We start from the raw sequence: 13476 nt of genomic DNA on the forward strand, positions 1-13476 counted from the left end.
AGGTGTTCCAGCTTGGCAACGACGGCGATCCGGCCAACACCCCTCATCCGTCTCGGCGCTGCGCGCCGATCCACCTTCTCCCACAAGGGGAGAAGGTAAGGTGCGCAGCCTGATCAGCGCAAAGACCAGCGCGGCGCCGGTGAATTGCAGGAACTGCACCAGCGACACCGGATGATTTTCAAGCAGCGACTTGCCGACCAGCGCATTGGTCGACCACAGCGCCACCGCGCCTGCGGCAAAGGCCAGCGCGGCCGCGGGAGCCGTTCCATCCCGGACGATCCGGGATGGCGTCCTGTTTTCCTGCCTGGCCATGAGCTGTTCCGAATTGTGGATCAGTAAAGCAAGCCGGTTCCCGCCCATGACCTCATTACCATGATTCCCTGGCACCGCCGGAGACCGGTTCGGTGACCGGCTGCGGCGCGGGATGTTGTTCGGCAAAACGGCGATAGGCCGGCAGCTGATTGTTCCAGACGTCATCGGCCAGCTCGTTCACCCATTCGCGGTCATGATCGTTGTCGGCGGCGAGGTAGAACATCCGGTTGTCGTCGACATAGGGTTTTGCGACCGAACGCTGGTTGAGCACCAGGGTGACGCGCGAGCCGAGCTGGATGGGCGCCGTGCGGTGCAGCACGCCGAGGAACTGGCCGAGCGTCGCGTAGTTCATCTTGTGGTCGATGCGCATGATGCGGTTGCGCGGGATCTCGCGTCCGGATTCCAGGATCGCCCGCCCGGTCTCGGAATCATCGCAATAGATCTCCAGATGACCGCCGATCAGCGGATCGCTGATCGACAGCGGGATGAGCTCGGTGACCGGCACGCCGTCGCAATGCCATTCGACGGCACCGTCCTTGGGATTCATGAAGGTGACCGTCGAGCCGACGATCGACAGCGGATAGGGCTCGAGCTTGGTGCCCATCATGTCGGAGAGCCGCTCCAAGCGGAGCTTGTCGTTCAGCAGTTCCTTGATCTCGGGAATGTAACGGTCGGCGCCGGTGATGAAGGTAAGATCGAGATGCTTGTGGATGGCGTGGCTGGACTTCAGCTTCAACGCGGCCTCCTCGATCGCGGCAAGCAGCGCCGGGTCGTAGCCGTGCAGATACTGCGCGACGCCGAAGCTCGACACTTTCCAGGCGGTGTCGTGGCCGATGATGGCTTCACGGCTCATCGCATAGCGCAGTTCGGGGATGGTATGGGCGTTCATTCTACTTCTCCAGGTGGGGGCAACACTTGGTAAACAGTCGATTAATCCGCCCACCCCTGTAAATTTAGGAATGCTGGTGCTACCGTAAGCCCAGCTTAAGGTCGAAAACGGTGCGTCTGCTCAGTCAGGTCAACCTCAATTCGCTGAAGATCGTCGAGAGTGCTGCCAGGCACGGGAACTTCACGCGCGCCGGCGAAGAACAGTTCATCACCGCCTCGGCAGTCAGCCAGCGCGTCAAAAGCCTGGAAGATCAGTTGCGCTTCAAGATCTTCCAGCGCGGCGGCAACGCCGTGTCGCTGACGCCGGAAGGCGAGACCTATGTGTCGCGGGTGCGCGAAGCCCTGGAGCGGATCGTGGCGGCGAGCATGGAAGCGACCGGGCAATCACAGGCGCATGTGCTCAAGATCTCGGTGCTGCCAACCTTCGCAGCGCGCTGGCTGTTCCCGCGCCTGCCGATGTTCCAGCGGCAATATCCAGACATCGAGATGCGCGTCTCGACCTCCTACGCCACGCATGAGTTCGCGACCTCGGAGATAGATCTCGAAATACGCTATGGCGACGGCAGCTTCCCCGGGCTGCAGGCGGACCTTTTGTTCAAGGAAGACCTGACGCCGGTGTGCAGCAGGAAACTCTTCCACGAGATCCTCGGCGACAAGCCGCTGTCGAAGGTGACGCCGGATGATCTTCGGCATTTCACGCTCCTCCATTCCGACACCTGCACCCAGAACTGGCAGTCATGGCTTGCCTTTGCCGGGGCGAGCTTCGTGCTCGGCGAGACCAAGAGCATATATTTCGATTCCTGCATGATGTCCTACGAGGCGGCCAATGCAGGCCTGGGCTTTGCCGTCGCCAACCGCGCCTATATGGCGAGCGACATCCGCGCCGAGCGGCTGGTGGCACCGTTCGCGGTGCATCACCCCAACACCGCCGGCTGGTACTTCGTCAGCCCCGATACCCAGCACGCGGCGCGCAAGGTTGTGCTGTTCAAGCAATGGGTGATGGCGGAGGCGGCGCTGACTCAGCGCCAGCTGGACCTTGAGATCGCCGGGGTGCCAGTGAGGCGGGCGGCGATGGCTTGAGACAGCCGCTCGCTCATTTTTGAGGCTATACTTCACACTATGTGGGCAACCATCAGGTACAAATGACGATGCCCTGTCGCAACTCTGGGTTTTTGTTGTAGATTTCACACAATACACGAATTTTCAGACGAATTTCACACAATTCGAGAAGTCTTCCCCAACCCATCCCCTGACCTGGCGGCAAGACTCAGCTATAGTCTGTTTTGCGGCGGGCCTGACTTTCCCGCTTGGCCGGCGCTTTCCGCTTCCTCCCAAGCAGCGCCGGCCTTCTTCTTGCAGCGCCTGTGGTCATCTCGCCGCGCCGATCGCTTCATGAGCGGCGCGTCACTGCGCCGGCGGCGTCCCCTGCTGGTCGCCGCCAGTTGTGGACTTCGGCACCGGGTTCTTGTCGACCTGCGGATTCTGGTCGACGGGCGCCTTGGTCGGCTGGACATTGTTGTCGCAGGCGGCGAGCGCGAGCCCCAAAGCCAGCAGCATCGGAAGCTTCATCATGACAACCTCCTCTCGTTCGCCCCTTTTATGAGGGCAAACGAGGGGATGGCTGATTGGTTGCACTTCGAGCAGGTGGCGAGGAAGACGGCGGAACAAAATGCCCCCTCCCCGGTTGGTCCGCCGAAGGAGAATTGATCATGTTCCGTCTGCTGATTGTTGGCCTGTTCGCCTATGCGACCTACCGCTTCGCCAAGAAGGTCATCGACGAGGTGCCCGACAGCTTCGAGCCACTGCCGCTGCCGGAGGATGAGGAACGCCGGTCGCTGCGGCGCCAGTCGGCGGCAATGGGCGTAGAGACACGGCGGTAGGCAAGCCAAACTCCCCTGGCGGAGATTGGCAGCGTCGCAACCATTGCGAACAAAGCGGAAACGATGCTTGATGGGCGATGAACCTCGCCATCCGTGATTCGTCTTTCCGGCCTGCCTATCTCGACAAGCTCAATGCCGAGCAGCGGCTGGCCGTCGAGCATGGCGACGGCCAGGTCGCGCCGCCGCTGCTGGTCATCGCCGGCGCCGGTTCCGGCAAGACAAGCACGCTCGCGCATCGCGTGGCGCATCTGATCGTCAAGGGCGCTGATCCGCGCCGGATCCTGTTGATGACCTTTTCCCGTCGCGCTGCATCTGAAATGGCCAAGCGCGTCGAGCGGATCGCCGGCGAGGTGCTGGGGCGCGACGCTTCCGTCATCGCCGACGCGCTCTTCTGGGCCGGCACCTTCCACGGCATTGGCGCCAGGCTCTTGCGCGACTATGCGCTGGAGATCGGCCTCAACCCCGCCTTCACCATCCATGACCGCGAGGATTCCGCCGACCTGATGAACCTTGCCCGGCACGAGCTTGGCTTCTCCAAGACCGAGGGCCGCTTCCCGACCAAGGGCACCTGCCTGCAGATCTATTCGCGCGCCGTCAACGCGCAGACGCCGCTCGGCGAGGTGCTGGGCGCGGTGTTTCCGTGGTGCGCTGGCTGGGCAGACCAGCTCAAGGAACTGTTTTCGGCCTATGTCGAGGCCAAGCAGGCACAGAACGTGCTCGATTACGACGACCTGCTGCTTTACTGGGCGCAGATGGCGACCGAGCCGGAGATCGCGGCGCATCTGTCGTCGCGCTTCGACCATGTGCTGGTCGACGAATACCAGGACACCAACCGGCTGCAGGCGACGATCCTGACGGCGCTGAAGCCCGACGGCTCCGGGCTGACCGTGGTCGGCGACGACGCGCAGTCGATCTACTCGTTCCGCGCCGCGGAAGTGCGCAACATCCTCGACTTCCCAAAGCAGTTCGCCCGGCAAGCGTCGATCGTCACGCTGGAGCGCAACTACCGCTCGACCGAGACGATCCTGGCGGCGGCCAATGCGGTGATCGGCGAGGCTTCCGAGCGCTTCACCAAGAACCTGTGGAGCGAGCGCAGATCGTCCGAGAAGCCGCTCCTGGTCAGCGTGCGCGACGAGGCCGAACAGGCGAGCTATGTCTGCCAGGCGATCCTCGCCGAGCGCGAGGCCGGCACGGCGCTGAAGTCGCAGGCGGTGCTGCTCCGCGCCTCGCATCACACCGGGCCGCTGGAGATCGCGCCGACGCGCCGCAACATCCCCTTCGTCAAGTTCGGCGGGCTGAAGTTCCTCGACGCCGCCCATGTCAAGGACATGCTGGCGGTGCTGCGCTTTGCCGAAAATCCGCGCGACCGCGTCGCCGGCTTCCGCGTGCTGCAGCTGTTGCCGGGGATCGGCCCGTCGGCCGCCGCGCAGATCGTCGAGACGATGGCGACATCGCTCGACGAGGCGACGGGGCTTGCCCGCTACCGGCCGCCGCAGCGCGCGGCCGAGGACTGGCCTCCCTTCCTGTCGCTCTACGAAGGCCTGCGCGCCGGCGCCAAGTGGCCGGCCGACCTGGAACGGATCAGGCTCTGGTACGAGCCGCATCTCGAGCGCATACATGAGGACGCGACGATGCGCCGCGCCGATCTCCTACAGCTCGAGCAGATCGCCTCCGGCTACCCGTCGCGCGAGCGTTTTCTCACCGAGCTGACGCTCGATCCGCCTGACGCAACCAGCGACGAGGCCGGCCCTCCGCATCGCGACGAAGACTATCTCATCCTGTCGACCATCCATTCGGCCAAGGGCCAGGAATGGAAGAACGTCTTCGTGCTCAACACAGTCGACGGCTGCATCCCGAGCGACCTCGGTGTCGGCAGCAAGGAGGACATCGAGGAGGAGCGGCGCCTGCTCTATGTGGCGATGACGCGGGCCAGGGACACGTTGCATCTCGTCATGCCGCAGCGCTTCTTCGTGCACGGCCAGGCGGCGCGCGGCGACCGCCATGTCTATGCCGCGCGCAGCCGCTTCATCCCAGCCTCGATGCTGAATGCCTTCGAGCAGACGTCCTGGGCGAGCGTGCAGGCGAAGGACGATCCGCGCCGCCAGCCGCAGGTCCGCGTCGACCTCGGCCAGCGCATGCGCGGCATGTGGAAATAGGCGAGATCTTGCCTGCGGCATGCCTGTAGCGGCGGTGGCGTGTTCTTGCTTTCCTGCACCCTGCACCGCCGCGCTGCCAGGCAGACTGCGGGGAAGCGGCATGATCGGCAGATGCCGCCCGTTGATGCGGCGACGCCCTGCGCCGTCGCTGACGGGAACCAGCTGGCATCTGTGCGCGTGACGCGCGTGACCGAGGCCTATGCCGTTTCCATGGATTGTCTGGTCCTCCATGCCCCGGATGCGACGGACTGATTGGGTCCGCATCGCGCCGGGCCGCTCACGAAACGTGTCAGGGGCCCGCTCCATCGCGATGGAACCATCCACCGCCGGACGGGTTTCCGTTAGCGGGACCTAATGCAAAGGAGGCAATGATGAACAAGCTGATCCTCGCGGCCATGCTTGGCCTGGCAACGCTGGCGCCGACTGCAATTCCGGCGCAGGCGGCAAGCCTGACGATCACCACCGACGACGGCACACGCTACAGCGACGACTATTCCTGGCGCCGCCATCATCGCCATTATGCCATGCGTGACTATGATCGTGACTATCGGCCCCATTGGCGCCATCACGACCGCGACCGCTGCAAGGTCCGGGTGCACAAGCGCTGGCACCACCACCGCCTCGTGATCAAGCGGGTGTGGAGCTGCGGCTGGCACCGGGGCTGGTGACATCAGGGGATGGGCGCGAACCACGGCTAGAGGCCGGTGAGCGCCCGCCCGGCGAGGGAGGGCTCAAATGCGCTTAGTTCCTAGCAGCATGAGCCGGCGGCAGCGGCTTGGCCAATTGGCCGGACGGCTGTTCGTCAATGTCGTTGCCGCACTTGTTGCCGGCGTCGCCATCCTCTTCCTGGCGCTGTCGACGCACCATCCGGGGCCATCCGCACCGGACCAGTTCATAACGACCGCGGCGCCATGACATTGGCCGGAGTCCATCTATCGTCGTAGCGCAGCGCTTCGACCAGCACGGCAAAGGCCGGCGAGGACCAGGGCAGTAAGGAAAGGGGAATCCTCTAACCTTTCTGCCTTTCTGCCCTTCTGCCCTTCTGCCCTGAAAATCATGGAACCTCCCGCCGCCTTCCGCGTTCCTTGGCGTTCGACCCCCGACCGGAGAGCGGCGCCGGCCATCTCCGCCCCAAACCCAAGAGGCCAGAATGCACGACAGGACGTTCTTCAACCCGGTCGCCCTCACCGTAGGCGCCGGCCACAAGCGCATGATCGCGTCACTGTTCGACATGCATGAATTCCTGACAGAATTCCCGCCGTCGCGGCGGCGGCTGAGCTATGGTGCCGCGGTGAAGGCCTGCGAGGCCGCGCGGGCCGGAGGAATCTCCGCTGAGGCGGCACGCGATGCGCTGATCACCTTCGCGGTTACGGCAGGCATCCTCTGGCCCGCCGCCCAGCCCGCCGTCTCGGTCAAGCCGGTGGCGCGCAGCTTTGGCGGCTATGCGGCATGAAGTGAGTGAGTAGCGAATAGGGAACAGCGAGTAGGGTACGGCAATGAATGCGCCAGCCGGCGCACAGCCATTCGCTATTCGCTACGCACTATTCGCTACTTCTCAATGGACCGTCGCGGCGTCGTCGGTCAGCGTGCCAAGCAGCGCGGCCGTCGCGAAGCTGACCTGGTCGCGGCCGTTCGACTTTGCCTTGTAGAGGTGGCTGTCGGCCGTCCGGTACATGTCGGCATAGGTGGTGTTGCCGCTGAAGGCGACGCCGCCGATGCTAACCGAAAGCGGACAAGGCCGGCCGTCGGGCGAGAATTCCACCTCGCGGATGCGCCGCCTGATCCCTTCGGCGACCAGCCAAGACTGCGACGCGTCGGCGCCGGGCAGAAAGACCGCGAACTCCTCGCCGCCGATCCGGCCGACAATGTCGGCGCCGCGCAGCTGGCCCTTGATCGTCTTGGCGATCAGCTTCAGCGCCTGGTCGCCGCAATCATGTCCGAGACGGTCGTTGATGGTCTTGAAATGATCGGCATCGACGATCAGGAAGGCACCGGCATCGACGACCGCCTGGCTGCGGGCCTGATCGAGATAGGCCTCGACGAGCATCGAGAAGGCGCCGCGGTTGAACACCGCCGTCAGACTGTCGGTGGCCGCGACGATGCTCAGCGCCTTCTGCGCGACGGCCAACTGGCGCATCTTGAACATCAGGAAGAAGAAGAACGATCCCGCCAGCACGAGCGGCAGCAAAAGGTCCGTCATCTGCGCCCGCCACAGCGCATCGGGCGACAGCAAGGGAAAATTGTAGGAATCGACGAAAAAGGCCGCGGCGATGCAGACCGCCGTGCCGGCAATGGTGACCGCGATGACCCTGCCCCAGCTCGTCGGGGACAAATCGATGCGCATTCCCTTGCTCCACTACAACTGGCCTATCTTGCAGCCGGAGCGCAAACGAATTCCTAACATATTAGTTGCAATTCAAATGTGGTTAACCGCCTGTCGAAGGGCGACCGCCAGCTGTAATGCGCAAAAGGCCCGCCACCTCGTTAGCCCCTGGATAGCGGGCCTTCCGACTGGCCGGAGGCCAGGAGAGTGCCGGCGCACGGCCTCACGGCTGGTTCGACACCCCCCTCGCCGGAAATGTCAGCGCCGCGCGATCATCAGGCAGAGCTGCCGCAGGTCGCGATCATAGGTGCCTTCGCTGCTGAGCACGTCGACGCAGCGCTTCTTCATCCGTGCCAGTTGGCCGCTCGACATTTCGGCGACAACGGAGGCCAGGTTCGGGGTTCCGGGCGGAGTCGCGCCGGGAGCTCCAGGAACGGTGCCGCCAACACCGACATTGGCGCCAACGCTCGTGCCGCCGAGCGTCACGCCGGCCGCGCTGTTGGTGCCGTTGCCCAAGGTCGCAGTGGCTCCGGCACCGTTGGTGCCGCCGATGGATGCCGTAGCCGTGGAATCGCTCCCGCCGATGGTGGCGGCCCCATTGGCGCCACCCGAGCCGCCGATCGAAACGCTGGCGCTGGTGTTGCTGCCGCCGAAAGATGCATTTGCGTCAGCCCCATCTGGGCCGCCCGCATTGGCGTCGGCGCTGTTGCCGCCAACGGATACGCCGCCAAGTCCACCAAGCCCGACGCTTTGCGCGTTCGCCGGCATGGCAAGAACAACGATGATTGCACCACTCGCCAATGTGCTGGCGAATCTCTTTACGATACTAGCCATAACACTCTCCTGTGTGGTTACTACTTCTGCATTGCAGCATTGTGCAACTTAAACGCACGTTCTTTCTTCGACAAGATACGTGGAGAGTGGTGTTTTGGTTTCTTTAGCTCGTGCTCATATCACGAATCGTAGTTTTCAATCGCTGCACTTCTGCTCGAAAGATTTAGACGAAATTTCTCTATATTTTAGATTTCAGGAACTTAAGCACCGGGTTCCTGCCGGAACGTCAGGCGTAGGCGCGGCCTTCCTCGCTGCGCTGGAACAGCACCAGGTCGAGCGGCACAGATGGTCGGCCAAGCACGGTCAGGATCATGTGCGCATGGCCGCGATGATGGGTCTGATGGTTGAAGAAATGGCTGAGCGCCGGCGCCAGCCGCTGCGAGATGGTGCGCATGTCCGAAAGGGTCATGTAGGAGAAGCGGCCGGCGAGCGCCTTTTCGCTCATGCCGTCGATCCAACTGATGATCCGCTTGTCTTCCGCCTCGCGCGCCAGCCTGAGAACGGACAGGGCGCGGTGGACAATCCTGTCGATACTCGCCGGCGCGTCGCCCTCGCCGCTGAAGCGCTTCATCCAGACGCGGTCAGCGACCAGGAGATGGTTGAGCGTCCCCATCATCGAGCCGAAGAAGGCACCGACATCGCGCTCGAACTCCGCGTCATCGAGATCGGCGGCGGCATCGTAGATGCGGCCGTTGGCCCACTGGTTGTAGGCTGCAAACATCATGAAATGCTGTTTCATCTCTCCGTCCCCGCTCGCGTTCCAGTTCAGGCCTACCTAAACCCTTGGAGGATTCGCGCCAATGACGATTCTGGGCGAGTAAGGGAATAGGGCAGTAGGGAAGATAGGGAGGGATACCTACTGCCCCACTGCCCCTACCACCTCCTCCCTCCCCAAATGCGACAAAGTGGACGTGCCTGCGTCGCTTCGCGTGCCTCACCGCCGCCTTGATCGGGGCAAAGAAAGAGGCAGCCGGGCAGACCCGGGCAATCACACGAAGGCAGCGCTGCGGCATGGCATCAGCCCCGGATTTCTCCGACGAATTTCGACTCCGGCTCATCACCTTGATGCAGTGGCGCCGGGACGTCAGGCGTTTCAAGACGGCGCCGCTTGACGACGGGACGCTGGAACGGTTGCTGGCGCTGGCCAGCATCGCGCCATCCGTCGGCCTCAGCCAGCCCTGGCGCTTCGTCGTGGTCGACGCCCCAGAGCGCCGCGGGGCCGTGCGAGCCTGTTTCGAGCATTGCAATGCCGAAGCGCTGCAATGTTTTTCCGGCGAGCGGGCGGCGCTCTATGCGCGACTGAAGCTCGCTGGGCTGACCGAGGCGCCCTGCCAGTTCGCGGTCTTCGCCGACCGCACGACGGCGCAAGGCCATGGGCTCGGCCGCCTGACGATGCCCGCCACCATCGACTATTCGGCGGTCATGGCGGTGCACACGCTGTGGCTGGCGGCTCGCGCCGAAGGCATAGGCATGGGCTGGGTGTCGATCCTCGATCCGGCCGAGATCGCCCGCATCCTCGACACGCCGCCGGAATGGACGCTGATCGGCTATTTCTGCCTGGGCTACCCCAGCGAGGAGGATTGCGTGCCGACGCTGGAGCGTGAGGGCTGGGAACAACGGCGCCCGGCAGTGATCCTCAGGCGATAGCGCGCCTCGGGGTTTTGAAGAACGCTGAACCACTCCAGATATTTGTCCTACGCAAGCCCGAACGAAAAACCGCTACACACTTTTCCTGGAATCCGGTCACTTCGCCGCATCCTTGTCGACGAGCCTGACGCAGATCGGATCGCCCTGCTCCATGCGGGCGCACTGCCATTCCGGGCCGAAGCCGAAATTCTCGCGCGATCCCATTCCGGGATGGAGCAGCAGGACGAAGGCCACGGCACCGAGGAGGACGGCGACAAGCAGGATGCCGGCTACATCCCCGCGTCTCAGATAGGGCCAGTTCATCTCGCGCCGCGCCCGGCTTCCTTCGTTCCTGTCCCGAGCCTCCATTGTCGCGCAAAGCGCCGCCCTTGGCTAGAACGCCGCCGGCAAGTGCTTCCCTTGGCGCTCCCCTTGGCAAGGGGCGAAGCGGCTTGTATAGAGCCCGCCACCCCGCAATCCATTCTCATCACAAGGACGACCCAATGGCGATCGAACGCACCTTTTCCATGATCAAGCCGGACGCGACCCGGCGCAACCTGACCGGCGCCATCACCAAGATGCTGGAAGACGCCGGCCTGCGCGTCGTCGCCTCCCGCCGGGTGTGGATGAGCCGCCGCGAGGCGGAAGGCTTCTACGCGGTGCACAAGGAACGCCCGTTCTTCGGCGAACTGGTGGAGTTCATGTCCTCGGGCCCGACCATCGTGCAGGTGCTGGAAGGCGAGAACGCGATCGTCAAGAACCGCGACGTGATGGGCGCCACCAACCCGGCCAACGCCGCCGACGGTACCATCCGCAAGGTGCATGCGCTGTCGATTGGCGAGAACTCCGTGCACGGTTCCGACGCACCGGAGACCGCGGCGCAAGAGATCAGGTACTGGTTCTCCGACACCGAGATCGTCGGCTGAGCCTTCAGCACGACGAGTGATTGAAGGCGGCAGCCGGTCGGACCGGCGCCGCCTTTTCGATTCCTGAGGGGTGGACAGACCCGCCGGTCGCGCTAGGTTGATGCCATCGGTGATAACTTCCCAAGGGCATCGCCGGCTGTGAGTGACTATCGCGCTTCCGCCCCTCCAACCTGAAGCGGGCGATGATCAATCCCAAGGTTTCCACCAGCGGCGTCGCCTACCCTGACGACCTTGTCCTGCTGAAGCGTATCTATGACCGCATCTGCCAGGAGCGGGGCATCGGCACCGGCAGCCCCGAAGCCGCGGACCTTGCCGCGCAAGCGATGGCGCTGTTTGCCGCCGGGATCTTCGACGAAGACGAAATCAGCCGAAGCCTCTCCGGTCAGTAGTGCCTGCCGGGAATTTCCGGCTTGGATTGAAGCGGCGATCGAGACATTCCAGCAGGCCAGGCCGACCAGCGCCATTCCCGGCTTCTTCCAAGGCACCGAAATGCCGTCGAGCACCTGGTGGGAGGCGTTATGGCCAGACCCCGCCGGTGTGCTGAGATCCGGCACGGAGGCGATCGACCTTTGCTGCGGCGACGGTTGGTTCACCTTGCCGATGGCGGCATGGCCCGGCACGTCGTTGGCATCGACATCGATGCCAGCCAGTTGGAGGCCGCCCGGCGGCGGCTGACTTACCACTATGGCGCGCTTTTCGAGAAGGCAAAGGGCTGAGCGCAGCCGTTGCCGGACCTACGCAGCGGATGCCCGCCGCCCCTCGCGGCGGATTCCCGTCATTTCGGTTGGCGCTCCTTCACATTCGCATGCTCGTTCGCCGCTTCCGTGTCGGTTGCCGGCGTCTGGGTATCGGCGCCGACAAACGGACTGCCCTGCCCGGGCGCGAGGTCGCCGCTGTGACCGGCCTTGTTGGGCTGCAAGGCCTGGCTGTCGGGACTGAGGCCATGCTGGAGGGCCGTGACCAGATGGTCGTCCGCCCTGGCCATGCCAGCGAAGGCAATCAGCGATGTGGCTGCAAGGATAAGCGCGTGCTTTTTCATATCTGGACTCCTTTGAGTGGCCAGATCGAGCCGCTTTCGATCCGGGCGACTTCAGTGAGGGACGTATCCCTTTTGCCTGCCCGCCATACGGAAGGAAACGCTCAGCGCGGTCGGATTATTCCGGCGATGGTCTCGCAGCCGCCCCCAGAAGGACGATATGGCCAGCCATTCCGGCCTTCGCCGATCGGTGGTATCTTGGAGGCGTGTGGTAGCCCATCCATCGTCAGGTAGACTCTTATGGCTGCCGATCGGGGAATCGCGTCCGCGATCGAGAATTGCTACGACGCCGCGTTCGAATTCGGGCGGTGGCCGCAAGCGCTGCAAAACCTTGCCGATTCCCTGGGGACGACGAGTTGCGTCATCCGCGTCCGTGATGACACGCACCCTTTTCGGGCGATCAGCGCAACCGGACCAGGCCGACCCCGGACTCGACAGAGCACGCTGAATTCGCGGCGCTCTGGCTCGAAAACATCGAAGGCGCTCCCGACCCACATCCGGAGAGGGCAGAGCGGCTTTCGAAGCCCGCAATTTGCTTCACAGTCGAGGACGAAATCACCACGCCTGAGGAGCGGAGGTTTCTGCCCTACTATCAGGAAATAGCCGGTCCAGGACATCGTGAGTGGTGGGCGGCCGTTTGCTTCCCGGTGAAGAAGCGCAGATGGGTTCTGTCGATGTACCGCGACGCCCGCAGCGGGCCATTCGATCCGTCCGCGGCCGATCATTTCCTGCGCGTGGCGCCGGACCTCAGCCGGGTCATCAGCCTGGCCGAGAAGATCTGGGAGATTTCGCTCGACCCGACCCTGGCCGTCCTCGATCAGTTCAATTTTGGCGCGGCGCTGCTCGACTGCCATGGGCGCCTGACGCGTTGCAACGAGCATGCGGATGCACTGCTCGGCTCCGGCCTCGTAGTTCGCCATGGCCACATCCACGCAGCCGACCGGGAGAGCGATTCCCGCCTGCAGCGGATGATCAGCGCCGCCGTCTCAAGCCCAGTGGACGGGTCGTTTCTGGGCAAGCCGGAAGTCATCACCCGCGACGCTTCGTTCTGGCTCCTTGCCGAGCTGGTGCCGATGACTGCATTCGTGCGCGACCTGTTCAACGGCGGCGACTTTCTGCTTTGCTTCACCGACCTTGTGAGGGAACGTGCGCCATCAGCACGCTTGCTCGGCCGGGCTTTCCAACTCACGGCAGCCGAAGCGCGGCTGGCTTGCAGCCTGACCGCCGGCGACGGGATCGACGCCGCGAGCGCCCGATTGGCGATTGGCCGTGAAACCGCGCGAACCCAACTCCGCGCGATCCTCGCCAAAACGGGAACGCATCGCCAGGCCGAACTCACGGCGCTGCTATCACGCTTGCGCGCCCCCTAGCACCACTGAACTGCGCCTCACCCATTCGGGTGAAGCGCGCATGCGCTTGCCATCGCATACTTCCCCATCGGATTGCCGAGATCGCGCCTATGGAACCCGGGGCAGTGCTGGATGGCATTATCGTT

The 13476-nt window shown here is 63.9% G+C and carries 18 protein-coding genes and 1 pseudogene; 11 read left to right on the forward strand and 8 right to left on the reverse strand.

Annotated features, from left to right (window positions below; all coding sequences use genetic code 11):
- Positions 1 to 312, reverse strand: a pseudogene (locus EN742_RS01980) (hypothetical protein); the annotation flags it as partial.
- Between the two features lie 55 nt (positions 313 to 367).
- Positions 368 to 1201 (reverse strand): hypothetical protein, encoded by an 834-nt coding sequence (locus EN742_RS37800; protein WP_189347456.1) that lies wholly within the window; start codon positions 1199 to 1201, stop codon positions 368 to 370.
- 110 nt (positions 1202 to 1311) lie between these two features.
- Here EN742_RS37800 and EN742_RS01995 point away from each other — a divergent pair, with 110 nt between their 5' ends.
- Complete coding sequence (locus tag EN742_RS01995) at positions 1312 to 2280, forward strand: LysR substrate-binding domain-containing protein (protein ID WP_126055585.1); 969 nt, start codon at positions 1312 to 1314, stop codon at positions 2278 to 2280.
- Between the two features lie 324 nt (positions 2281 to 2604).
- Here EN742_RS01995 and EN742_RS37805 read toward each other — a convergent pair whose 3' ends face one another.
- Positions 2605 to 2772, reverse strand: a complete 168-nt coding sequence (locus EN742_RS37805) for a hypothetical protein (protein ID WP_189347458.1) — start codon at positions 2770 to 2772, stop codon at positions 2605 to 2607.
- A 137-nt stretch (positions 2773 to 2909) separates the two neighbouring features.
- Between EN742_RS37805 and EN742_RS37810 the strand changes: the two genes are divergently transcribed.
- The 5 genes from EN742_RS37810 (at position 2910) to EN742_RS02015 (ending at position 6689) form a co-directional block, all read left to right on the forward strand.
- Positions 2910 to 3080 (forward strand): hypothetical protein, encoded by a 171-nt coding sequence (locus tag EN742_RS37810; RefSeq protein WP_189347460.1) that lies wholly within the window; start codon positions 2910 to 2912, stop codon positions 3078 to 3080.
- Between the two features lie 77 nt (positions 3081 to 3157).
- Positions 3158 to 5236 carry an ATP-dependent helicase gene (locus EN742_RS02000; protein WP_128332356.1) on the forward strand — a complete coding sequence of 693 codons (2079 nt, stop codon included), beginning with the start codon at positions 3158 to 3160 and terminating at the stop codon, positions 5234 to 5236.
- Positions 5237 to 5607: 371 nt separating this feature from the next.
- The gene (locus EN742_RS02005) at positions 5608 to 5904 is read left to right on the forward strand and encodes a hypothetical protein (RefSeq protein ID WP_126055587.1); all 297 of its coding nucleotides are present in this window, start codon (positions 5608 to 5610) and stop codon (positions 5902 to 5904) included.
- A 67-nt stretch (positions 5905 to 5971) separates the two neighbouring features.
- A complete protein-coding gene (locus tag EN742_RS02010) occupies positions 5972 to 6151 on the forward strand; it encodes a hypothetical protein (RefSeq protein ID WP_126055588.1) in 180 nt (59 codons plus the stop codon).
- 235 nt (positions 6152 to 6386) lie between these two features.
- Positions 6387 to 6689: a DUF982 domain-containing protein gene (locus EN742_RS02015; RefSeq protein WP_127405298.1), complete on the forward strand. Its 303-nt coding sequence runs from the start codon at positions 6387 to 6389 to the stop codon at positions 6687 to 6689.
- A gap of 102 nt (positions 6690 to 6791) precedes the next feature.
- Here the strand turns inward: EN742_RS02015 and EN742_RS02020 are convergent, their stop codons facing one another.
- From EN742_RS02020 to EN742_RS02030, 3 genes are all read right to left on the reverse strand, one after another.
- A complete protein-coding gene (locus tag EN742_RS02020; RefSeq protein ID WP_126055590.1) occupies positions 6792 to 7580 on the reverse strand; it encodes a GGDEF domain-containing protein in 789 nt (262 codons plus the stop codon).
- Between the two features lie 237 nt (positions 7581 to 7817).
- A complete protein-coding gene (locus tag EN742_RS02025; protein ID WP_127405299.1) occupies positions 7818 to 8393 on the reverse strand; it encodes a hypothetical protein in 576 nt (191 codons plus the stop codon).
- 226 nt (positions 8394 to 8619) lie between these two features.
- Positions 8620 to 9132 (reverse strand): DinB family protein, encoded by a 513-nt coding sequence (locus tag EN742_RS02030; protein ID WP_126055592.1) that lies wholly within the window; start codon positions 9130 to 9132, stop codon positions 8620 to 8622.
- 272 nt (positions 9133 to 9404) lie between these two features.
- Here EN742_RS02030 and bluB point away from each other — a divergent pair, with 272 nt between their 5' ends.
- Positions 9405 to 10040, forward strand: a complete 636-nt coding sequence (gene bluB, locus EN742_RS02035) for a 5,6-dimethylbenzimidazole synthase (protein ID WP_127405300.1) — start codon at positions 9405 to 9407, stop codon at positions 10038 to 10040.
- A gap of 96 nt (positions 10041 to 10136) precedes the next feature.
- Here bluB and EN742_RS02040 read toward each other — a convergent pair whose 3' ends face one another.
- Positions 10137 to 10343 (reverse strand): hypothetical protein, encoded by a 207-nt coding sequence (locus tag EN742_RS02040; protein ID WP_126055594.1) that lies wholly within the window; start codon positions 10341 to 10343, stop codon positions 10137 to 10139.
- A gap of 179 nt (positions 10344 to 10522) precedes the next feature.
- Here EN742_RS02040 and ndk point away from each other — a divergent pair, with 179 nt between their 5' ends.
- The 3 genes from ndk (at position 10523) to EN742_RS39960 (ending at position 11661) form a co-directional block, all read left to right on the forward strand.
- Positions 10523 to 10945 carry a nucleoside-diphosphate kinase gene (gene ndk, locus EN742_RS02045; RefSeq protein ID WP_126055595.1) on the forward strand — a complete coding sequence of 141 codons (423 nt, stop codon included), beginning with the start codon at positions 10523 to 10525 and terminating at the stop codon, positions 10943 to 10945.
- Positions 10946 to 11127: 182 nt separating this feature from the next.
- A complete protein-coding gene (locus EN742_RS02050) occupies positions 11128 to 11334 on the forward strand; it encodes a hypothetical protein (protein WP_127405301.1) in 207 nt (68 codons plus the stop codon).
- A 219-nt stretch (positions 11335 to 11553) separates the two neighbouring features.
- On the forward strand, positions 11554 to 11661 hold the full coding sequence (locus tag EN742_RS39960; protein WP_281033057.1) for a class I SAM-dependent methyltransferase: 108 nt from the start codon (positions 11554 to 11556) through the stop codon (positions 11659 to 11661).
- Between the two features lie 59 nt (positions 11662 to 11720).
- Here EN742_RS39960 and EN742_RS02060 read toward each other — a convergent pair whose 3' ends face one another.
- Positions 11721 to 11984, reverse strand: a complete 264-nt coding sequence (locus tag EN742_RS02060; protein WP_126055596.1) for a hypothetical protein — start codon at positions 11982 to 11984, stop codon at positions 11721 to 11723.
- 671 nt (positions 11985 to 12655) lie between these two features.
- Here EN742_RS02060 and EN742_RS02065 point away from each other — a divergent pair.
- Complete coding sequence (locus EN742_RS02065; protein ID WP_127405302.1) at positions 12656 to 13351, forward strand: helix-turn-helix transcriptional regulator; 696 nt, start codon at positions 12656 to 12658, stop codon at positions 13349 to 13351.
- Positions 13352 to 13476: the final 125 nt, after the last annotated feature.

The organism is Mesorhizobium sp. M4A.F.Ca.ET.020.02.1.1, assembly GCF_004022645.1.
Taxonomy (GTDB): domain Bacteria; phylum Pseudomonadota; class Alphaproteobacteria; order Rhizobiales; family Rhizobiaceae; genus Mesorhizobium.

Bases quoted from the DNA above. Each gene is read 5' to 3' on its own strand.
- EN742_RS37800 (WP_189347456.1), bottom strand. From the start codon at position 1,201: ATGAACGCCCATACCATCCCCGAACTGCGCTATGCGATGAGCCGTGAA.
- EN742_RS37805 (WP_189347458.1), bottom strand. From the start codon at position 2,772: ATGATGAAGCTTCCGATGCTGCTGGCTTTGGGGCTCGCGCTCGCCGCC.
- EN742_RS37810 (WP_189347460.1), top strand. From the start codon at position 2,910: ATGTTCCGTCTGCTGATTGTTGGCCTGTTCGCCTATGCGACCTACCGC.
- EN742_RS02000 (WP_128332356.1), top strand. From the start codon at position 3,158: ATGAACCTCGCCATCCGTGATTCGTCTTTCCGGCCTGCCTATCTCGAC.
- EN742_RS02005 (WP_126055587.1), top strand. From the start codon at position 5,608: ATGAACAAGCTGATCCTCGCGGCCATGCTTGGCCTGGCAACGCTGGCG.
- EN742_RS02010 (WP_126055588.1), top strand. From the start codon at position 5,972: ATGCGCTTAGTTCCTAGCAGCATGAGCCGGCGGCAGCGGCTTGGCCAA.
- EN742_RS02015 (WP_127405298.1), top strand. From the start codon at position 6,387: ATGCACGACAGGACGTTCTTCAACCCGGTCGCCCTCACCGTAGGCGCC.
- EN742_RS02020 (WP_126055590.1), bottom strand. From the start codon at position 7,580: ATGCGCATCGATTTGTCCCCGACGAGCTGGGGCAGGGTCATCGCGGTC.
- EN742_RS02025 (WP_127405299.1), bottom strand. From the start codon at position 8,393: ATGGCTAGTATCGTAAAGAGATTCGCCAGCACATTGGCGAGTGGTGCA.
- EN742_RS02030 (WP_126055592.1), bottom strand. From the start codon at position 9,132: ATGAAACAGCATTTCATGATGTTTGCAGCCTACAACCAGTGGGCCAAC.
- bluB (WP_127405300.1), top strand. From the start codon at position 9,405: ATGGCATCAGCCCCGGATTTCTCCGACGAATTTCGACTCCGGCTCATC.
- EN742_RS02040 (WP_126055594.1), bottom strand. From the start codon at position 10,343: ATGAACTGGCCCTATCTGAGACGCGGGGATGTAGCCGGCATCCTGCTT.
- ndk (WP_126055595.1), top strand. From the start codon at position 10,523: ATGGCGATCGAACGCACCTTTTCCATGATCAAGCCGGACGCGACCCGG.
- EN742_RS02050 (WP_127405301.1), top strand. From the start codon at position 11,128: ATGATCAATCCCAAGGTTTCCACCAGCGGCGTCGCCTACCCTGACGAC.
- EN742_RS39960 (WP_281033057.1), top strand. From the start codon at position 11,554: ATGGCCCGGCACGTCGTTGGCATCGACATCGATGCCAGCCAGTTGGAG.
- EN742_RS02060 (WP_126055596.1), bottom strand. From the start codon at position 11,984: ATGAAAAAGCACGCGCTTATCCTTGCAGCCACATCGCTGATTGCCTTC.
- EN742_RS02065 (WP_127405302.1), top strand. From the start codon at position 12,656: ATGTACCGCGACGCCCGCAGCGGGCCATTCGATCCGTCCGCGGCCGAT.